Source organism: Haloferax denitrificans ATCC 35960 (assembly GCF_000337795.1).
Classification (GTDB): domain Archaea; phylum Halobacteriota; class Halobacteria; order Halobacteriales; family Haloferacaceae; genus Haloferax; species Haloferax denitrificans.
Map to the genome: position 1 here is coordinate 145,457 of NZ_AOLP01000001.1, position 23,113 is coordinate 168,569.

Sequence of the window (23,113 nt, forward strand, 5' to 3'; positions counted from 1 at the left end):
CGGCCGACTTGATTCTTCGATCATGGAGAAGCCGTCGGTGAAATGCGCCCTCTTAGCAACAATGATCGCGAAACACAAGTGGGGGACACCGATTACCGAAGAAGACCTCCTCAACCTCTCGGCTATCGGCAATGACTACCCAGTCGCACGTGAGGTCTACGCCGATCTTCGGAGCGAGCCCTATATCACTCACCGTGGAAATCGTGGTATCGAACTCGACAAAAGTAATTTCGACAAGCTTGCTGATGTCCTTTACCATGAATGTCGCTGGGAAACGTGGGAGATTGAGACTCGTCTGAAACACTACGAAGGGATCAAAGATCACGACTGGGGGTGAGCCGACCGTAGAAGATTGAGCGGGAGAGCGTCGAATTCGTAGTGGTAACCTGAGCTGTCTCCGTTCAAAAACGGTGTGTGAGGGTGCCAACAATCGGCCTCGGATTGGGGAGATTTCGTTTCGATTGTGGTGTGGGTCCCCCTCACCGTGACACCTTCTCATGGATGACTATCGACCCCGCGACGTGCTGAAGAACACGTGCAAACCGGTGTGTGGCACCATATAAAGAAACAGAACACTCAGAACACATTGGAGGGCGATCTTTTTACGCATCGTCAGGGGCTGCGGCCTCACAGTCGTTCTTGCATGGCCAGCGATACGGTCCTCGTTGGCACGAGTTGTGTGCAGTTCTGTGACTGCGGGCGTCACAACGCCGTCACTCGCCAGTCTGTAACTCGGGTGCGAGGGGTGTGGGTTACCTCGTTTGAATACGGTGTCTCCGTGTCGACAATCGAGTGCAGTATCGAGTCTACGACCGACTAGAACGCCACCCCACCCTGTTCGAAATGAAATTTGCTGAGACGAGTCGACCACCCAATATCGACGCAGACGACCGTCAGACCGGGTTTCACGGAGTGAATTCAAATCGAACACGGTGTGCGAAGAACCCTCCCGTCGTGGGGTTCTGCCTTCGTGATTGACCCGTAGAGTTAGAGTTTAAACTATTATAGCTCAAACTATTATAGTTTGATTCCTAACTTCGGAGCACATATGTAGCTCCCACCACGACATGGAGGTATGGACCAGTTCGTCAATCGTATCGAGGAACTCGATCGGTTACAGGCCCTCTACGAGAGTGGTACTGCAGAACTCGCGATCATTTATGGCCGCCGCCAGATCGGCAAGAGCGAACTCGTCCGCCAATCGATTGCCGACCGCGACGATGCTGTGTACTATCAGGCAGTCCAAGGAACAGCGACGACACAGCTCAGGCGATTCGTCGAGGCAGCAGCGTCGACCTATCCAGACATCACAGCCGTCAAAGAGGAATGGGAACCACTCGTAACGTACCTCACCGACAGAGACGCAGTCATCATCATCGACGAATTCCCGTACCTCATCGAATCGAACGAGGGACTTCCCTCGGTCATTCAACACCTGTGGGATACAGCTGTCGGTGAGAGTCAGGCAACACTCGTACTCACAGGCTCTGCAATCGGCATGATTCACACCCACGTCCTCGATGGGGGTGCGCCGCTCTACGGCCGGGTATCCCAGACACCGAATGGTCGCCTCGAACTCACGCAGCTGCCGTTTCGATCCATCCAAGAGTTCGTGCCGACGTACGATCCCGAAGAACGGGTGTTCGTCTATGGCGTCTTCGGTGGCACACCCCGATATCTCAGCCCACTTGATCCATCACAGAGCCTCGGAGAGAACGTCACGCGGCTACTGTGCGACCCGGATGGCCCACTCCACGACGAGCCCGAGACCGTCCTCCAGATGGAGCTCAACGAGGTGAACACGTATTTTTCGGTTCTCGAGTCGATGGCCAGCGGGAACCGCAGTCGAAACGAGATTGCGCAGGGAGCTGGCATCGAGAGCACCAATACGTCGTACTACTTCGACCGGCTGGAAACCCTCCAGATCATCGAGAAACAGCATCCGGCACTCGCCGACCCGGCGCGCAGCAAGCGGACTCGGTACAAGATTCGAGATCCGGTATTCCGGTTTTACTTCCGGTATCTCTACGGCCGCGGGGGACAGTACGAACTCTACGGTGAGAACGCCTACGCGGATCTCATCGAACCGAGATTACCAGACTTCGTTAGTGAAACGTTCGAATCGCTCTGTCACCAGGCAGTACCGGCGCTCTATACAGACTACCAGCTCACACAGGTGCCAAGTCAGTGGTGGTACAAGGGCCAGGAGATAGATGTCGTCGCACCAACCGACGAATCAACGCTGATCGCTGGCGAAGCGAAATTCACCAACGCTCCCCTCGGTTATGACGTGCTCGCGGATCTCGAAGACGACGTGGAGCACATCGATTGGACACCCACGGGGGGTGGTAAGCCGACGTATGAATTCGCCTTGTTCAGCCGTTCTGGGTTCAAACGCTCCGTCGAGGAAGCCGCAGACGAGCGTGATGACCTCCGCCTCTTCGATCTCTCGGATATCGTTACTGCTCTCGAAAGTTAGACATTCACGCTTGCCCCCTGGGAACGGGATTGAAGAAGGGTCTGCACGGGACTTTTCACCGTCCGAACGCTTATCGTCTGAGATCGATTCGAGTTCAGTATGGCAAGTGCGACCCGGAACGGTGAGCCCAACGGAGTTGAGTTCGTCCGCGAAGATGATGGGAGCATCACCGCCCGCGATACCGAGACCAATCTCGCACGTGGTGGCGACACCCGGGCGGAAGCACTCTCGCAACTTGCGGAGGTTCTTGTTCTCCACGAGGGAGGTGGTGAACCCCTCACCGACGATGACCTCGAAGAACTTGGCCTCAACCCCGATGAGTTCGAGAACCGCGACCTGCCCGACTTCACGCAATAACGCGGCGTGCTCAGGGTACTCGATGAGTCCCTTGTTGCCTTTGAGCAGATGACGCAGACAGGATGATGCGGCTGTCTCCCACCCCTCGAACCGAGTGATAGACTGACGAATACAGGCGTCTCCCGCCAGACAACTGCATCGCATCGAACGAGTATCCATGCACCCAAACTCTTGCTCATCACCATGCGAAACCCCGTATTGCAGGGCTAGACGACTGAGAATACGAGAACGTTTGCCAATCCCTCTCAGACCTCGGTGAGGCCGAGACTGTATTCGAGTGCGGTATCGACCTCGTCCATCCGCTCTTGCGGAATCGAGCCGATGTTCTCTGTGATGCGGTGCTCTATGGAGACGGTTCGAACCTGGCTACAGAGCGCGACAGAATCCTCCCGAAGCGCACACTCTTCGGCTGGGACGAGCACTTCGAACGGGTAGAGCTGCTCTCCGAACGAGGTAGTGAACGGAACAACGATCGTTGTCGGTGCGTTTGCATTCCCGACGTTATTCTGCACGACGAGACACGGACGCGTTTCCCGTTGTTCGGATCCCTGCGTCGGGGTGAGTTCAACAATAACGACGTCTTCGACGGACAGACGTGGCCATTCACTACCACTCTGGGGCATCGCCCAGGTGTTCATCAGCCTCCGCCGAGACACCCTCCAGTTCGTTTGCGAGTTCGCGGGTCCGTTGGGCACGCTGTCGGTACCCCGCGGCCAACTCTTCACGAGTGATTGACCGCTCGATAACGAGCTTGCCCGCCTCTTCGTGGATCACGACGTCGTCTCCTCCCTTTATTCCGAAGCGTTCGCGGAGCTCTTTGGGAATCGTTACCTGGCCCCGCTCCCCGACTTTCCGGCGTTCACCCTTACTCATACATATTCATACTGATAAGCACTTCGGGCGGAAGGCAGTCAGTACAGACCGATGTGGGAATCTGTCGAAAGAGCTCTGTTGAAATCCTCAGAAAATGATAGATTCTGACCCAGTTGTGGTCAATACAGGAGTTACACCGAGCAGGGGGGAGTGGCGACTGAAAGACGTATTAGAGTTGGCAGGGTCGCCCGAGTTCTCGTTCGTACTGCGATTTAATTTGCTCGAACAGGTCCTGGCCGACTTCTGTCTGGAAACGAGGCGCGGCGGTAGCAAAGAACTCGTCCAGATTCTCGAACTCGGCAAAGTGGTCGTTCGCTTCAGCGTCGTCGTACCGACCTTGGCACTCGTACTTGAGCGCTTGGAGACAATTATCAATCAGATCCATGTCCTTGACGAACTGTGCTGTCGGGGTGTCACGAGCTTCGTACTCTTCCCAAAGCGACAGCAGTTCGGTGTCCGCGAACGGTCCGACGAGATCGGTTACTGCGCTCCGTTCAGCCGACTCCTTCTCGGACGTGGGGATGGTCTGGCGTCCGTCCTCCACGCGGGTTGCGATATCACCCGTTCGAGCTTCGCCGAGGTCGTGAATGAGTGCCATCGTCACTGCTTTCTGACGGTCAACATCTTGCTGGTCGGCATAGAGCAGACAAAGCGATGCTGTCCCCCACGTGTGGGCTGCGACCGATTCAGGCGAGTCGATATTCCGAAGCTCCCATCCCGTCCGAAGTTCGTCCTTCAACTCGAACCATTCAAGCAAGGAGTCGAGTTCGTTGGTCATCATATCGGAGAGAAGGGAAGTGGCCAGTTCAACTCATCGAGACTAGTCCGCCGGGTTGCCGACATTCAACTGAAGCGGTAGCGCGGAGTCCCCTTCCTCAACGAACGAGCGAAGCGAGTGAGGGAGGGGAGGAGCGCGTTCGTATTGGCTACAACCACCAACCTACAAATAGCCACGTATCTACATTGAAACTGTGGCGGATGACTACGTGCGTCGGACAGCAATAACCCGCCTCTCGGTAGACGGTGAGCAACGCGAGTTGCTCGAGGAGACCATCTCCGAGTGGAAACGTGGGTGCCAAATCGCCACCGACATGGCGTGGGGCAGGTGCAACGCGAAAAGCGACGTACAGCCCCTCGCCTACGACGACGTGCGCGAACACACCGGCCTCGGGAGTCAGCACGCGATTCTCGCCACTCACCAGGCCGCAGAGGCCATCACTGGCTGTCTCGAACACCGGTCCAACGGCAAGACGGTGAGCAAGCCGACCTTCACCGCACCCACAGTGACGTACGACACTCGAACCATGACGCTGTTCGATGATGATACGGTGTCGCTCACCACCACGGAGAGTCGCGTCCGGTGTCCGCTTGCGCTCCCCGACGCCGACGATGGCTACCAACGGCAGTACCTCGACTCCGACGAATGGAGCGTCACCGAAAGCACGCTCACTGCCCGCAACGGCGACTACTTTTTACATATCGGCTTCCGCCGACCCAAGACCGATACCGAACGGAACACCGCCGAGGACGGAACGGTCCTCGGGGTCGATCTCGGCATCGAAAACCTCGCCGTCACCAGCACCGCCTCATTCGTCAGCGAGCGGGAGTTGACCCACAATCTCCGCGAGTTCGAGACGGTTCGCGCCGGACTCCAACAGACCGGCACACGAAGTGCTCACCGAACGCTCGAACAGTCGAGTGGCCGAGAACTGCGATACATCCGCGACGTACTCCACAGAGCGTCGAACGCCATCGTGAACGAAGCACGCCGTTATGAGTGCGACGTGATTGCGTTCGAGGACTTGACCCACATCCGCGACCGCACGGGTGCGTCGTGGGGACACAAGTGGGCGTTCCGAACGCTGTACGAGCAAGTTGAGTACAAAGCCGAATCGGAAGGCATCGCGGTGAAACAGGTGGGGTCGGCGTACACGTCGAAGCGGTGCGCCGAGTGTGGATTCACGGCAGACGAGAATCGTCTGACTCGAAACGAGTTCCGATGTCTGAAATGCGAGTCGGAAGCGAACGCAGATTATAACGCGGCAAAGAATATCGGAATGCGGTATGTCCGTCGGGGCCAACAGTCGTCTCGGCGGACGGGCGACAGTCAGCTTGCCCTAAAGTCTGGAACAGTGACGCTGAGCGGCGAGTTTACCGCCCACCCAGACGGGTTCGAGGCCGAGTTCATGGACAAGCCCCACCCTCCACGAGCGAACCCGCCAGGGTGAGCGAAGTAGGGTGGGGTAGTTGACTCTGAAGTTGCGGGTTTCGGTCTTGAAAACCAATCAATTAGTTGCCGACGAGATAGTCTGCGCCGTCCTCTGCTCGAATTCGTATTCCGACGGAAAAACCAGATCTGTTGTCGCCCAGATATCGTTGATTCGCTTCTCGATACTCTCAAGAACATCCGAAGCACGTCATTCGGAGCATCTGGATAGACTGCATCAATCGCACGCTCTTCTCCTGGCTGGGGTGGTACGTGGTAATGGTCGCGTGAGTTGTGTATTCACCTTTCGTTCTCGAAAGAAGACACACCGCACACCGAGTGAGCAATGCAGCGACAGATGAGCAGGGAACCGGCCTCACTGAGTAGCAGTAAACGCACATTCGGCCACTCACGCACAAACAGAAGGCTCGTTCGTGGTGCGATCTGGAGTTGAAATCTACAGTAACTCTCTCGTACACAAGATGGTCTTGCAAAAAAGAACTACCACTAGAATATAGATATTTCACAGATATTAGCACCCAATCCACACATTCCACAATCAAAAGAACTTAATTATCGCTTGAAAGTTGAAAGTGTAGGAATTGTAGCCAACCGGCACAATTCACAAGCAACCCACATGTCGAACGAAAAAGACAGCCCACCCAATACAGTAGTCAATTCAGATCCCGATTCAATTCGAGTTGTTTCGTCCGGACGCCTCGCGGTGATGATTGCCCTCGTTGGACTCGTTGTTCTCACACAGCCTGTTGCAGCCCAAGATGGAGTCATCTGCAGTACAAGCAAACTGCCACAGATGCTCGAAGGCTTCTTCCAATTAACCACGGCCCTCGGGCTGATTGGTCTCGTCGTTGTCTGGCAGGGTGATTCGCTCTTTCAGATGTTCACGACCAACCACGAGCAGAAAGCCAAACTCAAAGAACACATGCGGGCGACATTGAAATCCGCAGTCACCCTGCTTGTACTCGGTCCCCTCTACACCGTTGCGGGGTCGTTGATGGGACTGCCACTTGCAGAGTGTGTCGATCTCGCGCCCTGGTGAGTGCGGGCTTCACAGTGCCGTCCCACATGCGCACTCCCGCGTGGGCTGTCGTCATCGGGTGCCTCCTTCTCACGAGCGGGCTCACCGGTCTCGTCACAGCCACGCCACCACGCCCGGGAACAGAAGACAATGGCTTGACCGAAAACGAGACCGCAACGCTGTGGTCTGGTGACGCAGATGCGTACATGAACGAGACGACGTATCGCCACCGCTACGGAGAGGGCCGAACCCCAATCCAGCAACTTGCGAATGGGACAGATATCACGTTCACACGCCCACCGGCGACCGCAGCGACATGGACACGCAATGACTTCCGAGACCTGAACGCAGGCAGTACACAGACATCGCTGTATCCGGCCCACGCGTCTCTCGAAGATGGCGTCTACATCGACGATGCACACGCGACGTTCTTCGGCGTCCATCCATCGACACGAGGGCATCTCGAAGCAGGTGACACCCCACTGTACGTCGCACCAGCGGGGACTGTCCGTGGCTTTGTTGACTATCGTGTTCGGATTCCGGACGACAGACAATCGGCCAGTTCGTCTGTTCGGTGGTCACTCGTCGACGACGAGATCGCAGCAGTCCGCCTGAAATCGGATGATGACGTGATTGTCCGAACAGGCGGCACGCACACGCCGACACTCGAGTACCAACTCGACGAAGCGTGGAGTACAACGCTCACCCTCGAAGCCGACATCGAGGTCCGACTTCAAAAGGAGACGACGGTCTCAATCGGGAATCGTACCCAGACAACGACCACCTATTCGACTGAGACGATGACCGTTACCGACGAAATCGATGTCGAAGTCTACAATCTCCATGCGTACGCCTACGACGCCGACTATCCAGACGGCGATACTGGAGTTGCAATCTTCCAATCGCGGCCGTGGCAGGGCTACACGCTCACCGAAGACGGCGACGAACGCGTCCGCGGTGTGTGGCGCTTCTACACGGCTCGTGACCCACGCTGGGACCGGCTCACGCAAGCAACGGCCACGGGCGAGACCGAAATCCACTCCGAGGCACTGCCGGTGTATGTCCATGCCTACCCATCACGCATCGGTCCGCGAACCGAGCCACTTCGTGATGGCCCGACGATACTCGACTCGTGGGGGAGAACACGGAGGTCACCACACTCGACGATCCCAGACACGGTCTCTGTCGAGGTCCTTACCCAGTCGTATACGCCAACCTACGGACTTGCCGTCCGAACAGATGACATAAACCTCGATGCACTCCGGGTGAGTGGGATCGTCCGTGGCGTCGACGCAACACCCATCACGTCAACGGTGGGCACTCCTCGTGAACTTCGCGAGAGTCAACTTACCGCCGAAGTGGTCTCGCAGACGACCGATCAGGCGACCATCCACATTGAGCTCCGCGATACCGAGACTGGCTCTCCGATTGACCTCACTGCCGACGACCGACACGGTTCGCTCAATGGTGAGTCTGGAGGCGGCTATCTCACTGTTGCCGACCAGCGTGTTCGGACGAACGAGTCTGGGATCGCGGTCGTAACTATCGACCAACCCGGAATCTACACAGCACGCTATCATCCCGGCACGTGGTTGGTCGCAAATCCAGCCTATGTGTCCGACACGGCGACGGTGCGATGGCATCCACTCGGCACCCTTGATGGGTGGGTTGGATTGCTCATCGAGGTCGGCTGGCAGTTCATCCCCTTCGTTGTCGTGTTCTATGCAGGGAGGCAGATTCTCCAATTCTTCGGGCCACGAGATGATTCTGAACGCTATCCATGAACCACAAACAATCACATTTCAATCGACGAACCGTCCTCCGAACCGCAGCCGGGCTCTCCGTTGGTGGTCTCGCTGGCTGTCTCAACGGCAGTGGTGAGACTCGTGCTGGGACTTCCATCGTAAACGACGATGCTGACGACCAGGGAATCCTGCGTCAGGTTGCTGTTGACGGAACCGAACTTGTTGTCAAGCTTGGTTCTGCGGCTGACGTAGACCAGCTCAATCTCATCCAGCCGAACGGCGAGCTATTCGGTACACGGGAGCGTGCGGCCGGTGTTCGACAGGTCTCATTCGATATCGGGACTGCGTACGACCCCGGTGAGTACCGGATTATCGCCGTTCACGGCGAAGAGATGGTGGCCGAGACGAGTGTGGAGATTCGACCGCAACTCGAAATCGTTGCCGTCGGGCTGTTCAGGAACAACCCAGACAAGCCGTGGGATGAGGTGTATGGGGAGAGTGAGACTGATACAAAAAAGAACGGTGAAGCGTTCGTCACTGTGATGAATGCTGGAAGTGGTCCAGAAGCTGTTATCGAACTTCGGTTTGTGGGAGATATACCGAACCCGTCAATGAGTCCTCGTGGAAGTGGCATTCACGACAGCGATAACGTAGTCATTCCACCTGGAGATGAAATCGATCTATTCAGCAGCTCGTTCCCGTTCGGCGCAGAGATCGGAGACAATGGAATGGGTTGCTCAATCACCAGTAACAATGGGCGGTTCAAAATCACACTTGAAAGCCGCACCACGGCACAAAATGTTGAGAGCGAATTCAACGTGCAGTATTCGGGATCTGACGTGATGCATGATTGCCGTATCGAAATCACTGAGGCGTAATCAATGGTTGATCTCATTGACGTTGTTCTGGAGGGATTCAAAGACGTCATCGGATGGGTTACTGATGTTTTCAGAGAAGGACTCTCAACCGGCTATCAGAATCTCACTGAGGCTATGTTTGGAACACCCACTCCTCAAACAGATGGAGTCTTCATGTTTGGTACACCCTCAAACGCGCCGTGGCCGTCGATAAGAGATGCTCTCATTGGTGGTGAGGTGATGCTCCTCGCCTTGTTGCTTCTCTTGACGAGTGTCCAAGGTCGACATGTAATTCGAATATTCAATTTCGGGAGTTCATATGAGGCCAGCAAGACCAAAAAAACCGCTTGGACTGGTGCTGTCGCGATAATCTTGTGGTACTGGATCGGTGTTTTAGCACTGAATCTGATCGATGGATTCACGATTGCCTTGCTCCCAGATCTGACTGCACTTCGCGGTGCTATGGTCGGGTTCCTGAGCGTAACAGTGATCAACCCCATTCTCGGCCTGCTACTCACAGCACTTGGCGGCATCTCAATGTGGGCGATGCAAGCGCTCTTTTTCATCCGCGAAATCCTGCTGTACGTCTATGTCTATGGGATGCCCATCGCCATCGCACTCGGCTATGGAAACATCCCAGTGCTCTCTGACATCGCAACCGGATTCGCAAAGCGATTCGTCCCATTAGTCGTCCTCCCACTCCCGGCAGCAGTCGTGTTCAAAGGCTACGACCTACTGTTCGCCAGTGGGACGTTCTCGCCGGAAACTGCGTTTCTTCAATATCTCGTCGCCGTCTCACTCCCTGTCATCGCACTCTATCTGACGTGGAAGACGTTCGCCTACGCAACCCCGCTTACTGCGAAAGCCATTGGAACCGCAAGCAGAGGCGCGGTCATCGTCGGAAGTGTCGCCGCAGGCGCGTCCATCGGTGGTGCGGGCGTCGCCACGACCGCCGCCCGCTGGGGCCCAAAAGCCGCTGCTGGCCAAGTAATCGCACAGAAAGCCGCCGTCCGGGGTGAAACCACCACACGCGACACGGCCTCGTATCGCCGGACCGAGAACGACCCACACAACGCCAATCGCTAATTCATCATGTCGACTGATTCAGACGCTGCAGAACGCCGTATCATGGACGAATTCGGAGAAGAAAGCCGGATCCCAGGGCTCAATATCGAAGAAGGGGACGTTGGGGTCCTCATCGCATTCCCACTTCTCGGATTGTTCATCGCCGGGCTCACTGGAATCGACTCACTCGCAGTCCCACTCATCACAGGGGGTGTTGGACTGGGTGCCGCAGTCGTCTATGTCACCCCAGACCACCTCACGGCGTGGACGTGGGCCAAAAACGTGTCTCACTTCACGACGCGGCCACGTCGAACGTTCAGTGCTCCGAGCGCAACAGACACCCAAGAGGCCGTCCGAAACGAGGGTGGCCTTGCGAACTACACACCGTTCAAACCAGATGAACGAACACAGGATCTCACCAACATCGAGCGCGCCTGGCCCGGTGTGGGTGCGATCCAGCGTTCGGATGGCGTGATGGAGGCATTTATCGAAGTCAACCCAGGGAATATGGACTTCGCCATGTCAGATGACTGGGCGAGTCTCCAAGACGCAGGCGCGGCGTTCGCGAACAAGGAACTCGATTCAAAGCTGAAGTTTCACGCGACGACGCGGTCGTTCCCAGTCGAACAACTCACAGAGAACATCGAACAGCGCCTGTCGGATGAAGATGTTACCCAAAACCCAGTCTTCCGTGAACTCCTCGAAGAATATCGCGGGACACGTCCAAAGGCGATGCAAAGCCGTGGAACCCAACAGATTCGCTTCTTTATTGGTGCCGAAGTCTCGCCATTGGAAGTCTATGACCGCTTTCGTGACGAACGAACGCCCGCAGAGAAGTTGACCGAAATCCCCGGTCTTGGCTTCCTGTTCAACCCATTCGTCACGCGCCGAGAAGATCTCTCGAACGCCGAAGAGCGTGCACGGATATTCGAGCGATTAGATACCCGAATCACGAACATCGAGTCCGGATTCATCCAACAGGCGTCAGGGTGGTCTGCTCGTCGATTGAGCACAGTCGAACTATTCGTGTTGGCGATGGACTTCTGGAACGGTCACGAACACGACTACGACAATCCACGACGAGTCATCCGTGACCAACCGATTATCGGGCGTTCCCGCCGAGAGGGCGATCTCGATGCGTAATCTCACGCTCCAAGTTGCGAGCGAACTCGCTCGCCAACTCGTCGAGTGGTTGCAACAGCCAACGTCACCCGAAGGGGCTGCGGTGTACGCTGCCGGTGTACTCATCTCCATCGTCATTGCCATCGGTGCACAGAAACGCCGCTCTCCCGACGAAGAGCCCGAAGTCGACTTCGCAGCTGTCCTCGACGAAGAGACGATCCAAACAGGACATACTGAGCGACGGCTCCTCGAGGACGTTGCCGAGTCACACAAAACGACGATTGCACCCGCAGCTATCGAATGGGAGACGCGTGCAGCCCGCGTGGGCGAGCAGTGGACTTCAACACTCACGATCACCGACTATCCTGATTACCCGAGTGACGGCTATCTCAGTGATCTGTTCCAGCTAACAGATGTCGAGTTCGACCTCACGGCCCACATCCGGCCAAAGAATCAGCTGCGTGCTCGAAACGAACTCCAAGAGATCGCTGATGACCTCCAAGTTGATGCTGACCTCGAAAAGAGCGTTCGAAGTGGGTATCTCCAACAACGAGCACAGCAAGCTGCGGCGACATACAATGCTGTCGAGAGTGGGACTCGTGTCTTCGACCAGTCGCTGTTCGTCACTGTCCGGGGCGACACACGCGATGAGCTCCACGATGCCGTCCAAAGCGTCAAAAGCGCACTTCGCGATGAGCCGGCCAGCCTCACACCGAAAACGGCGATTTGTAAGCAAGACCTCGCACTCCAATCTGCAGCACCGATTGGAGAGAACATCGGCGGTCGCAGCGCAATCGCACTTGGTGGGGCCGTCGGTGCACTCCTTGCCTCACCACACAACGCGACAATTCTCGAAGAAGGAGGCGTCGAATTCGGCATCCACAAAGACACCCACAGCCCGGTCGTTATCGACCCGTTTGCTCGCGAGAACGGCTATGCGATGTTCACCGTCGGCGATACCGGCTCTGGAAAATCATTTGGCTCGAAGCAGAACTTCATCCGGTCGATCGAACAAAGCACAGACCGGATCGGCATCATCCTCGAACCGCTCAACAATTGGGCTGGCGTCGCCAAGGCCTTGGACGCCAAACGCATCACCGTTGGTGGGACACTCGGGTTGAACCCCTTAGAGATTCGCCAGACTCCCGAACACGTCCAGCGAGCGATGGGTGAGGATGCGAGTCCGTTTAACGAAAAACTCGACGACGCAATGAGCTTCTTGACGAACTACTTCGCGCTCCGCGGCATCTCACTTGGTGACCGACGAACTACCCTTGAGCTGGGGCTTCAACAGGCGTACGAACGACAGGGGATCACCGACGAGATTGCCACGCATGGCAATCCAAGCCCGACGATTCGCGATATGATGGACGTCTTCGAGGAGATGATTGAGTCACCCAGTGAGTTCATCGTTCGGACGAACGCCGAGGCGAACAAACTACGAGAGGATGCAACGTGGCTCCTTGGACAACTTCGGCTGTTCGAGGAGGGTGGGCGGTACGCAAACCTCGGAAGAGCATCCGAATTCAACATCCGCGACGAGAAGGTCATCTACCTTGACCTAGCCCAACAAGAAGGCAGCGTCAGCAGTAGTACCGCGCTGACGATGCAACTGCTCATCTCCTTGGTGTACGAACGTGCCAAAGAGACAGACAAGGAAGTCGTGTTCGTTATCGACGAAGCACGGTACATCATGCAGGATGCCGCGAGTTTGGCGTTCTTGGAGACGGTGTTCCGTCATCACCGCCACCACGATCTCTCGATTCGACTCGTCACACAGACGGTCGACGAGTTCTTCGAACACACGGAGTCCGAAGCGATTCTTGACCAGTGTGCAGTCAAGCAGTTCCACCACCTTGACGGAATGGACGAAACGTGGGCGACAGAGTTCGGGCTGAACTACGCGCAGATGCGATTCGTCCAAGATGCGATTCCGGGGAATGAAGACGCTGGCTACTCCGAAGCGCTCGTTGGCGTCGACGGTGAGTGGCGCGGGATTCGCGTTGAGGCGATGCCCAAGGAGAAAGAAGTCATTGACTTCGACCCAACGGAATCGGCTGCTGGGTCGTTACCCGGTGGTGAGAGCACTCGTCGAGCGTACAGGCACAGGCGTTCGTAGCTGAATTGAGGCGAGAGGTCCCCTTCTTCAGTGAGCGACCACCGCTCGGCGTCAGTTTGGTGAACTTGTCAGCATGTCTATTTTTTGCAGGTCAAAGAGTGTCCACGACGCATCGAGTTTGTCGGAAAGGCCGTCTGTGAACCCACTCTTCGAAAAGAGCACAAACCGTTCAGTCCGGTCTGGGCTGCCCCAGCGGACATGCTCTGTCTTCGCTTTAAGATCTTCAACAAGCGACTGCCCGGCTGGGGACGAGGTCCATTTGCACTCCCCGAAGAGGATTCGATCATCAGCTGGTGACAGTCCAACGATATCGATCTCGTGTTCACCGTACCACCATCGTCCAACAGTCCCGTAGGGTTCGAGTTCATCACGTCGAACCGCCTCCCAGACGACCTCACGACAAACCCGTTCGAACACCGTCGAAACATGTGTTTGGAGGTCCGGGAGGATTGTTTCTTCGAGGACAATGTCTGGTACTTCAGTAATACTCGATCGGTTTGGTTCGACGTATCGGAACCAAAACCGAAGGAATTCGTCTGCAATTCGGTAGAGAGATCGCTTCGACTGTGGTGACGAGACAGTAACCGGCGTTTCTCGCTCGATGAGTCGAAGGCGACGCAGCGTCTGTAGATATTTCGAGAGTGGACCTGAGTTAATCCCAGTCATCCCCGCGATTTCATTCGGCGTCGTGTGTCCGGTTGCAATCGCCTCAAGGATACTCAGATACCGAGCTGGTGATCGAAGCTCAGTCCGCAACAAGAACTCCGGTTCATTGTACAACAATGAGCTCTGCGAGAGGACCTGAGATTCAATGTTCTCTGCGAGTGTCTGTGAGTACGCAAAGAGTGTGAGGTACATCGGTGTCCCTCCGGTGATTGCATACGACCGAATTGCATCTTCAATATCGTAGTCGATGACTGCCCGTGCGTCTCGAAAATTGAATGGCGCGATGTCTAGTTGCTGTGTACGACGTCCGTAGAGTGGGCTTTTGTGACCGAGGACATCGGACTCCATGACGCTAATACTTGACCCACACAGAATGAGCATTGCATCTGTCTGCTGGAGACGCTCATCAACGAACGATTGTAGATACGACAATATCGACTCATTAGCGTCAATCAGGTACGGAAACTCATCGACGACGATGATGCGTGATTCTGATTCGAGTTTGTCTCCGAGATAGTCGAACGCCTCATCCCAGCCGTCGATGCGTGGAACCCGGTCGTCGAACTCTGCTGCGATTTGTGTGACGAACTTGGTGAGCTGTTGTGACTCTGCTTCTTGTGCAGCAAGATAGTATACGTGAGGATAATCACGACAGAACTGCTTCAGTAATTCTGTCTTTCCGACACGTCTGCGGCCGTAAACGACGATAAACGAGTGTGTGTCTGCCTCGAACCCCTCCTCCAGCGTCGTCAGTTCTGCATCGCGGTTGTAGAAGGTCATTATCTAGGTAATCATTACTACGATAATGACTTATTGATGCCGGTGTGGTACACTCACACAGCGTGTGGCAAAACTCCAAGCACACGAGGTATCTTCTCACAGACAATCTCCGCGTTCTCACACGGATTCGACTTGGCTCTTACCTCAATAAGCGGGAAGGCCGTGGGATACAACGTTGATTCTGTGTGGATCCCCCTCGAGGTACTCCGCCTTGTTATAATTGTAGCGAAAATTTGGGAGGTGGTGTCGGGGTGGAAGACACTGGAGCAACGCGCGGCCTTGGTAGATGCGGCGCACCGAGGTGAGTTATCGGGTGGGCATGCTGGGAGTGTCAATGTCTGAGAGAGACTCCGACAGTACAGGTAGTATTGACAGCGATGTACTAGAGCGGATTGGTCGGCGATTGCGTGGCAGTGCTCGGTTTTCCAATGTGGAGTACCGCCCTTCGTATGCACCGAATGCTGTCGTCGCTGATTTCGATACTGGAGGCTTTGTTGAAATCCTCAACAAGTAACACATTCTGCCCCGGCTGCGGTCAATACAGAGGATTCATCCATCCAGTAGTTCGGTCAGAATTCCGCTGAGTAGATAGAGTGGAATCACCCACATGAGAATGAGACTGAAGATGCCAATTACCATCTTCACTGGTCCATTGCTTCCGGACGCGGTCTGCACAAAATCATCACGACGAACCAGAGCGTGAGTGCCTGAAAGAACTCTGACTTGTTCATGGAGAACGTGCCACTCGTCGATTGTGTTTTCAAAATCACTTCCAATATATTCGCAGGTTTACTGAACGCTCAAACTCGTGTCAGACGTTGCGGATTTCAACAGAGCCATACTGGATATCTTCCAGCGAGTGTGGAGCGTGCGTCTCTCCGTATTCGGTGGTTTGTGACGGATGATTTTAGCGTGCACTATTTGGAACAGTATCGTGACGGAAGATCGTGGGAGTGGCAGTGGGATCGACATCCGAACAGCCACAACGACCGCGAGCATTTCCATCCGCCGCCAGATGCGGCGACGCCTGGTGAGAATATGGCGTTTGGAAGTGATTGGCGTGATGTTGTTTCGCACGTGGTCTCGAAAATGAGTGAGCGAATTCAGTCGTTCTGGAACTAGGCGATCGACTTTCTTTCTGGGGAGTGACATCCATCTCGTCAGAACCGACGAGGCTTCCCCCACATGAGGAATACCAGTCAGTCGTCGTTCGGACACCGAAACTCAACCTACTCGTTTCTCAAACTGACTTGACATCCTCCCCGCGCTGAGACACGAGGATTCCTCCCGCTGGAGTGGGATAGTTACTAGATTGTCAGAAACCGTATCGCTTGTGGGCATCGTCGATTGGTAATATCTCGAGGACGCGAACCTCTCTGTCCTCTTCTAAGACGGTGTAAATCGCAGTGTAGGTCCGCGAGACGTGCATTCGGAATCTATCGCGTCGCCCGTCGATGGGCAACTTCTCTTTATCGCCGCGTCGGCATCCCGGATATGGACTTTCGCCCAAGTACCCCAGCTTCTCCTTGCAAATTCGTGTCGTCTTCTCATCGGCGACACTCAAGAACTCGCGTGGTTGATCAGCAAGAAGAACAGCGTAGTCGTCCTCAGACATCCTCAATCGGGGTTAGATCATCACTATCTGCGTCCTCCAACTCTTGGAAGCGCTTTTCGAGGTCTTCACGACGACGGCTTTGGGCAAGTTCCTTGAGGAGATCGTCGTAGGTCTGCCCCGGCTTTTTCAGTTCGTGAAGTTCCTCCCGAGTCTCTTCAGTCACTGGAATTCGTTTGTCAGCGGACATGCGTTGTAAGGACGTATCGTCCTGATAGTATTAACAGTTTTGTCACCCCGCGGCTCGATGAGCCGATACTGGATCCCCCGCGTCGCACCTTCTTGTTCGATGAGTCAGTCCCCAAGCGCACCGAGATACTATATTCCTCAGCGGTACACATCAGTCGATTCACGAACGCTCGGAACACCCAGAAATTGTGCGTTTTCGCGTTCGTCTCGACCGACCAGTGTGTTTCCAACACGTCCGTCAACGCCCAGACATACACCGATCCAAACACAAGTCTTACCTCTAGCAATCGGGTATGATGTCGTAGCGGGATGGGATAGCCAGGAGATTCCGCCGGGCTCATAACCCGGAGATCGGTAGTTCAAATCTACCTCCCGCTATGGTTTTGCCGACCGCAACTCCTGAGCGACGAGTCTCTGCTCGGCGCGACCCACGAGGTCGGCCACAGAGAGCCGTGGATTTGAACCGGGGAGCGTCAGCGACCGGGGTGCAAATCCACCTCACCTCCCGCTACTGCTGTTGAAATCCCCGATCCGAAATTGTGGAGTACGTCTCCCGAATGGTGTGGTGAAAAGGTGAACTCCGGTTTCGGCGTCGGAAGGTGGGTGACTGGCGGTTCAATTATCGGCCAACTCATCGAATCTCTCGGCGACAACCGACCCGACTGCAGACCGCAACGTCTTCCAATCGATGTTTCCGTGTTCAAGTCGGGTGTACTCCTCTCGAACAATCATCTCGAATACACGTTCGTGAATCTCGGCAGTTGTGACCGCTTTTCCGTGCGTTTCGATGGCTTTGATGGCTCGGTTGACTCGTGGCTTGGTTACAAGGCTGTGAGAGACGACTGTTGGCTCACCGTTGAGTGGCTCGTGGTCGACCTGCTCTTCGATTCGGGTTTCTTCGATGAGTGCGCTTCCACCACGTCGGTTATTGATTACAACACCTGCGGCGGGTCCGTCGTACCATGCAGATTCGGGAATCTCGAAGCGCTCGGGATGGAAGTCCCGGACGTTCACCTCCTTCTGGAAGACGTTCGCTGGCGCGAGGCCCAGACGCTCGAACACCCGTTCGGCTTTGTCGATGGGGAGGAGTCGTTCGTTGGCTTCGTCCCAGACAGCACAGCCAAGAAACGATGGGAGTCGGTCCCAGTCATAGTCGAGACCGACGTTGCACGGAGCCACACCGAAGAAGACGTACGCTGACGGGTCGTCAACAGCATCGTGGAACGCGTCACGGTCGAACTGCTCTCGGACGTGCCGAACAGCGTGTTCGTACGGCGGTGGCACGTCGTCGAAGACTCGGTCTCGGTCTCCGAAGACCAGAAGCCCCGATAGTTTCATCTGAAACCGCAACCGAAGTCCAGCGACGTACTCACGGAGCCACAAGTGCCCGCTCGACAGCAACCCTTCGGGGGCGTCTGCGAGTTGAGGCGTCGATGGATACGGTTTCATGAATAGATATGGCCACCTTCCACCGCGAGACAGATAGTCTTGGTCGTGCCCTGATTCATCTCGTCGATATTCTGGACACGTGGCTGAGTGGTATCTACAGCACTTGCTGTGTCGGTTACAGAAACCCCTCCCACGTTGAGCCGTGGGAGGAACGTGACCGAAGCGTTGTATCGACGAGAACAACAAACACAGGATGTCACTCGAACAGCGCTAACACATCTGACGGGGTGAATAGATGGACATCCTCGCGCTGTGCTGCACGCTCCACAAGTTCGTCTGTGAACCCAGACCGCGAAAAGAGCCCGTACGCAACGTCTCGATCAGAACCTTGCCAACGCACGTCCGGTTCAGTCGCTTCGAGGTCGTCTAGGAGCGACTGACCAACGGAACTAGTGGTCCACTTGCATTCCCCAAGGAAGAGCGTCTTGGTTTGCTGGTTCAACCCAACCACGTCAATTTCTTGCTCGCTGTACCACCAGCGGCCTACTCGAGAACTGGAAACAGGGAATGACGGCGCTCGGACGGCCTGTCGACAGACTTCTTCAAACGCGAAGCTTGTGTGCGTTGGTAATGTCTCAGCAATCGATTCTCGGACGGGTTCGGTTCGGCCTTGTTCGAGGGTTCCTCGGTTCGCCGAGACGTAGCGAAACCAAAACCGGACGAATTGGTCAGTCAGTTTGTAGACACCGCGTCCGTCAGGATCTGTGACTGGTGTTTCGCGCTCGACAAGCGCTAACTGAGTCAGGTTTTGGAGATACCGTGAGATGCCACTTGCCTGCTTATCGATACGATTCGCGATATCGGTCACACGAGTTGCACCGTTGGCAATCGCTTCAAGAATCGCCATGTAGGTGGTCGGTTCTCGGAGTTCCTGTCGGAGCAGGAATTCAGGCTCTTCGTAGAGGAACTCACCCTTGGAGAGAATGTGTTGTTCGATGTTCGAAAAGAGGCTTTGAGTCTCGTCAAATTGCTCGAGATAGGCTGGAACCCCACCGAGCACACTGTAGGTCTGGATTGTTGTGTCAGCATCATACTGCGGGAAGAATTTCGCCACGTCACCGATGGTGAGTGGTTCGAGTCGCCACTGTCCAGTTCGGCGTCCATAGAGTGGGCTCTCGTAACTCAAGACACCCTCTTCGATCATCGAGATCGACGAACCCAACAGAACAATCGAAATCTCTGTATCAGCGAGCACTTCGTCGACGGCAGTCTGAAATACAGATGGGATTGTCTCATCTTCCGCGACGAGATAGGAGAATTCGTCTAAGGCGACGACAAACGGGCCGTCAACTCGCCCCTTGAGATACCGAAACGCGTCCAGAAATGTGTCTACATCGGGTGGAACATCGTCGAAGTGGTCCGCGCACTGACGTGCAAATTGCGTTGCGTTGTGTTCTGGCCCTCGTTGGTCACAAAGGTAGTATTGGGTATCCTGCGCGAGCGAATCGAGTGCGGTCGTCACGAGCGTCGTTTTTCCGACTCGGCGGCGACCATACACAACGAGAAACTGCCGGTCATCTCGTCTGAGGTGTGCGGTCAGCCACTCCAATTCCCGCTCTCGGTTGATCATTATGCAGTAGATTATATTATCTTGTGCATAAGATTTGTGGTGGGGTCGAATACCGTGATTTGGCTCTGTTGAAATCCTCAGTCACTGAGAGTTTGTTGAGGTCGTGCTGAATACAGCGCGCAGATCTCGTAATGAAATTTTACAGTACCTTTCTCTACGTTATCTGGCTTTCAGTACCTCCGTTCCGAATAAGCCCCACGGATCATCTCTTCTCGCGAATCAGTTTCGTAAACAGACCGACCAGCTGCGAATCTTTCGAATAACTCGGGTCGTTCACTTCGAGTGAGTTCCACGGTGTCAACCAAGGGTAGGGCTTTGATGAAGACTGGGTTACCTCTGTTGTCAGGGGGCGAACTCGCCTCGATCGGGACAGCCTGAACCGTCGCATCGGGTGGACAAATCCCGAGCACCATCGCATCGTCAAGGTTGTAGGGATCATTGTTATCCCGATTTTCTTTGCGCCGCCCATAATACGCAGCGACTAGAGCACCAGATGCGGCGTTCTCCATCGCGTTGTAATCCTTAATAGCAGAGGCGTTGTCAATAGCAGCGAACTCATTTTTCGCCCAGACTGGACCGGTTCCCCAATCAATACCGAATACTGCCTCTGCTCGATTGATGCCGTGACCAGCATAAAGCTGTGCTCGCCCGTAGTGAGTGGAGTTCAGAAAGTGAACTGCGCGCATGACTGCCATTGAATCCACATCAAGATTCCGCGCGACAGTCGTTACCACGTGGCGGTTCGCGTACTCAGTTCCGAGTGTCAAACGGCCTCTGTCGTCAGTTTCGCCAGTTATCTGATCTTGCATCGGTTGTGGTTATATGTTTCATAGTCTGAATTACTTAAGTCCTTTCCCGCACACCCCCACACCCACAAAACAAGGTATATGTTTTGCCGATTGAACCCCAAAGTGCAGGTACTGAGCAGACCCGGTCGTTCTGCTGACTATACCCTCTGTCTGTGTCACGCGGATTCTGTCAAAAAATGAGTATTTCAATAGAGCCCGTGATTTCAGCCCGACTGGACGGTATCTGAAGAGCGCCCGCATACCCGAAATCCTCGGTCATGAGCGGTCGAAGGCTTTCGTCCTGTACGTTTCCGCCTTGAGTTGGTCGGTCGAATGTTGCGAAATGCCGAAGTGATTTATCGGCCAACTCATCGAGTCTCTCGGCGACAACCGACCTGACTGCAGACTGCAGTGTCTTCCAATCGATGTTGCCGTGGTCACGTCGGATGGACGCCTCTCGAAGTATCTCAGGACCGATACGGACTATCGAGGTTCGAAACGAGACTGGAAGGTCAACATGAGATGTCGACTCTACCAGTAGGGTGCCTCTGTAACTGCAAGTGTCGGTGGGGTCTAATTAGTGAACTACCCCACCCTACCGCTCGCCTGACGGCTCGCGCTTGAGGTGGGGGCTTCCTGTTTCAACGACGCGCTTTGCAGACACAGGTGTATCCACAGGGAGCGCAGTCTCCACAGGCGTTGATTCGGAGTGTCCCGCTCCTAACCGCTTCTTGATACCGCGAGAAAGAATGTTCCACGCCGCGTTCGCGTCTCTATCCGCTTTAAACCCACACGCCGGGCAGGAGTGTTCCCGCACCCACAACGGTTTGTCCGTCGAGACACCGCAGGACGCACACTCTTTGGTCGTCCCTGCCGGGTCTACTGCCACGAAGTGAGTCCCTTCACGTTCGCACTTGTATTCGAGCATCCGCAAGAACGTCCCCCACGCCGCACCTGCCCGGTTTCGAGAGTTGCCCGGAAGTTCGACTAACCCCTTCGCGTCCAAGTCCTCGACGGTCACGAGGTCATACTCCCGAGCGTAGTAGTTCGAGAGTTTGTGCAAGAAGTCGCGGCGCTTGTTCTTCAACTCGGCGTGGCGTTCGGCCACGACCTTTCGCTGTTTTTGCCAATTCGCAGACCCGTGTTCTTTCCGCGAGAGGTCGCGCTGTGCGCGCTCCAAGCGTTCGCGCTCGTCGGAGAGGTCGAGAGATTCAACAGCGTTTCCGTCCGTGTCGTGGGCGTACTTGAGAATCCCCACGTCGATACCGACGCACCTCTCGGGATTCTCAGGCTTCTCCGATGGGTCGTCCGGGGTTTCGACGCCGAGGACGGCGTACCACTTGCCGGTCGGTTCCTGTTTGACCGTGACGGTCTTGATTTCGACGTCGTTGGGCAGGTCGCGGTGGAACGTGAGCGGGATTTCACCGATTTTCGAGAGCCACAGTCGAGTCCGACCGCTCGTGTTTTTGAGCTTGAAGCCGGATTGACTGTAGGTGAAACTGCGGTACTCTCCCGGTGCTTTCCACTTGAGCGTCCCCACGCGGTAGCCGTTCTCTTTGCGTCCGCGAAGCGTCGATAGGTTATCGTACAACCGCTGAACGACTTTCTGAAGTACCTTCGAGTGAACGTCTTTCAGGTCGTCCCACCATTTCTTGAGACTCGGCAAGAGTTTCTGCTCGCTGTATGCCGAGGTGTCGTCGGTGCGGTTGAGTCGGTGGAGGAAGTGGTTGTAGACCTGTCTACAGGTATCGACAGTCCACGTTAACTGTTCGAGGTGGGCGTCGGACGGTCGGAGTCGATACCTGTAGTTGTAGTTCATCGGGTGTGCTACTCGTCAGGTTCGGTGGTTCGGACGATTTTCACGTCTGCGCCACGCCATCGTTTCGGGACGAGGACGTGAGCGCCGTTGCCGGTGGCTTTGACCGTCCCGTCGATGACTTCGTGGCCTTCGATTTCATGTCTATCCATCACCTATGTTTATACATAGTTTCAACATAAAGATGGCGGTGGGCCTGTGGGCCGAGCGTCGAACGTGTTTGCTACTCGTGCGGCGCTGTATCCCCTCCCTACTCGCTCGTTGAGGAAGGGGCCTTAGCGCCTCAATTCAGGTAAAAGCGTTCTCACCTACTGTCACTGGATGATTACGTTGGGAACTCGCCAAGCTGCTAGTATCGGGGGGGAAACAGACAGCGTGCCA

21 protein-coding genes, 1 tRNA gene and 1 pseudogene are annotated in these 23,113 nt (G+C 55.4%); 11 read left to right on the plus strand and 12 right to left on the minus strand.

All coding sequences use genetic code 11. From position 1 onward, the window contains the following. Window positions 1–22: 22 nt before the first annotated feature. From C438_RS00590 to C438_RS00600, 3 genes are all read left to right on the plus strand, one after another. Window positions 23–337: a hypothetical protein gene (locus C438_RS00590; RefSeq protein WP_049917618.1), complete on the plus strand. Its 315-nt coding sequence runs from the start codon at window positions 23–25 to the stop codon at window positions 335–337. Window positions 338–1,075: 738 nt separating this feature from the next. Continuing rightward, window positions 1,076–2,479 (plus strand): ATP-binding protein, encoded by a 1,404-nt coding sequence (locus tag C438_RS00595; RefSeq protein ID WP_004967265.1) that lies wholly within the window; start codon window positions 1,076–1,078, stop codon window positions 2,477–2,479. 99 nt (window positions 2,480–2,578) lie between these two features. Continuing rightward, window positions 2,579–2,836 carry a type II toxin-antitoxin system HicB family antitoxin gene (locus C438_RS00600; protein WP_004967266.1) on the plus strand — a complete coding sequence of 86 codons (258 nt, stop codon included), beginning with the start codon at window positions 2,579–2,581 and terminating at the stop codon, window positions 2,834–2,836. A gap of 245 nt (window positions 2,837–3,081) precedes the next feature. Here C438_RS00600 and C438_RS00605 read toward each other — a convergent pair whose 3' ends face one another. From C438_RS00605 to C438_RS00615, 3 genes are all read right to left on the minus strand, one after another. Further along, a complete protein-coding gene (locus C438_RS00605; RefSeq protein ID WP_239640620.1) occupies window positions 3,082–3,474 on the minus strand; it encodes a type II toxin-antitoxin system PemK/MazF family toxin in 393 nt (130 codons plus the stop codon). Further along, window positions 3,443–3,709 (minus strand): AbrB/MazE/SpoVT family DNA-binding domain-containing protein, encoded by a 267-nt coding sequence (locus tag C438_RS00610; protein WP_004967268.1) that lies wholly within the window; start codon window positions 3,707–3,709, stop codon window positions 3,443–3,445. Before C438_RS00610 ends, C438_RS00605 begins: the two co-directional genes overlap by 32 nt. A 169-nt stretch (window positions 3,710–3,878) precedes the next feature. Next, a complete protein-coding gene (locus C438_RS00615) occupies window positions 3,879–4,490 on the minus strand; it encodes an HD domain-containing protein (RefSeq protein WP_004967269.1) in 612 nt (203 codons plus the stop codon). Window positions 4,491–4,680: 190 nt separating this feature from the next. Here C438_RS00615 and C438_RS00620 point away from each other — a divergent pair, with 190 nt between their 5' ends. The 7 genes from C438_RS00620 to C438_RS00650 all read left to right on the plus strand — a co-directional run bounded on the left by C438_RS00620 (window position 4,681) and on the right by C438_RS00650 (window position 13,862). Next, window positions 4,681–5,937, plus strand: a complete 1,257-nt coding sequence (locus tag C438_RS00620; RefSeq protein WP_004967270.1) for an RNA-guided endonuclease InsQ/TnpB family protein — start codon at window positions 4,681–4,683, stop codon at window positions 5,935–5,937. 705 nt (window positions 5,938–6,642) lie between these two features. After that, window positions 6,643–6,975 carry a hypothetical protein gene (locus C438_RS19875; protein ID WP_394295244.1) on the plus strand — a complete coding sequence of 111 codons (333 nt, stop codon included), beginning with the start codon at window positions 6,643–6,645 and terminating at the stop codon, window positions 6,973–6,975. Between the two features lie 185 nt (window positions 6,976–7,160). After that, on the plus strand, window positions 7,161–8,738 hold the full coding sequence (locus C438_RS00630) for a hypothetical protein (RefSeq protein ID WP_152421724.1): 1,578 nt from the start codon (window positions 7,161–7,163) through the stop codon (window positions 8,736–8,738). Then, window positions 8,735–9,577: a hypothetical protein gene (locus tag C438_RS00635; RefSeq protein ID WP_004967273.1), complete on the plus strand. Its 843-nt coding sequence runs from the start codon at window positions 8,735–8,737 to the stop codon at window positions 9,575–9,577. Before C438_RS00630 ends, C438_RS00635 begins: the two co-directional genes overlap by 4 nt. Window positions 9,578–9,580: 3 nt before the next feature. Beyond that, entirely contained in the window at window positions 9,581–10,642 is a 1,062-nt protein-coding gene (locus C438_RS00640) for a hypothetical protein (protein ID WP_004967274.1), read from the plus strand. A 6-nt stretch (window positions 10,643–10,648) separates the two neighbouring features. Next, entirely contained in the window at window positions 10,649–11,764 is a 1,116-nt protein-coding gene (locus tag C438_RS00645) for a hypothetical protein (RefSeq protein WP_049917620.1), read from the plus strand. After that, entirely contained in the window at window positions 11,757–13,862 is a 2,106-nt protein-coding gene (locus C438_RS00650; protein WP_004967276.1) for a VirB4 family type IV secretion system protein, read from the plus strand. Before C438_RS00645 ends, C438_RS00650 begins: the two co-directional genes overlap by 8 nt. A 51-nt stretch (window positions 13,863–13,913) precedes the next feature. Here the strand turns inward: C438_RS00650 and C438_RS00655 are convergent, their stop codons facing one another. The 4 genes and pseudogenes from C438_RS00655 to C438_RS19880 form a co-directional block, all read right to left on the minus strand. Further along, window positions 13,914–15,308, minus strand: coding sequence for an ATP-binding protein (locus C438_RS00655; protein ID WP_004967277.1), 1,395 nt, complete (start codon window positions 15,306–15,308; stop codon window positions 13,914–13,916). A gap of 1,315 nt (window positions 15,309–16,623) precedes the next feature. Next, a complete protein-coding gene (locus tag C438_RS00660; RefSeq protein WP_004967278.1) occupies window positions 16,624–16,923 on the minus strand; it encodes a hypothetical protein in 300 nt (99 codons plus the stop codon). Then, window positions 16,916–17,110 carry a hypothetical protein gene (locus tag C438_RS00665; RefSeq protein ID WP_049917621.1) on the minus strand — a complete coding sequence of 65 codons (195 nt, stop codon included), beginning with the start codon at window positions 17,108–17,110 and terminating at the stop codon, window positions 16,916–16,918. Before C438_RS00665 ends, C438_RS00660 begins: the two co-directional genes overlap by 8 nt. Window positions 17,111–17,210: 100 nt before the next feature. Beyond that, window positions 17,211–17,369, minus strand: a pseudogene (locus C438_RS19880) (IS200/IS605 family transposon protein TnpB); the annotation flags it as partial. A 43-nt stretch (window positions 17,370–17,412) separates the two neighbouring features. Here C438_RS19880 and C438_RS00670 point away from each other — a divergent pair. After that, window positions 17,413–17,487: transfer RNA gene (locus tag C438_RS00670), tRNA-Met, on the plus strand. A gap of 237 nt (window positions 17,488–17,724) precedes the next feature. Here C438_RS00670 and C438_RS18735 read toward each other — a convergent pair. The 5 genes from C438_RS18735 to C438_RS19220 form a co-directional block, all read right to left on the minus strand. Then, the gene (locus C438_RS18735; protein WP_083899908.1) at window positions 17,725–18,447 is read right to left on the minus strand and encodes a hypothetical protein; all 723 of its coding nucleotides are present in this window, start codon (window positions 18,445–18,447) and stop codon (window positions 17,725–17,727) included. 307 nt (window positions 18,448–18,754) lie between these two features. Then, window positions 18,755–20,128, minus strand: coding sequence for an ATP-binding protein (locus C438_RS00680; protein WP_004967280.1), 1,374 nt, complete (start codon window positions 20,126–20,128; stop codon window positions 18,755–18,757). 170 nt (window positions 20,129–20,298) lie between these two features. After that, window positions 20,299–20,823: a hypothetical protein gene (locus C438_RS19215; protein ID WP_152421725.1), complete on the minus strand. Its 525-nt coding sequence runs from the start codon at window positions 20,821–20,823 to the stop codon at window positions 20,299–20,301. A 688-nt stretch (window positions 20,824–21,511) separates the two neighbouring features. Continuing rightward, complete coding sequence (locus tag C438_RS00685) at window positions 21,512–22,735, minus strand: RNA-guided endonuclease InsQ/TnpB family protein (RefSeq protein WP_004967281.1); 1,224 nt, start codon at window positions 22,733–22,735, stop codon at window positions 21,512–21,514. 8 nt (window positions 22,736–22,743) lie between these two features. After that, window positions 22,744–22,884 (minus strand): DUF2080 family transposase-associated protein, encoded by a 141-nt coding sequence (locus C438_RS19220; protein WP_004967282.1) that lies wholly within the window; start codon window positions 22,882–22,884, stop codon window positions 22,744–22,746. Between the last annotated feature and the right edge of the window lie 229 nt (window positions 22,885–23,113).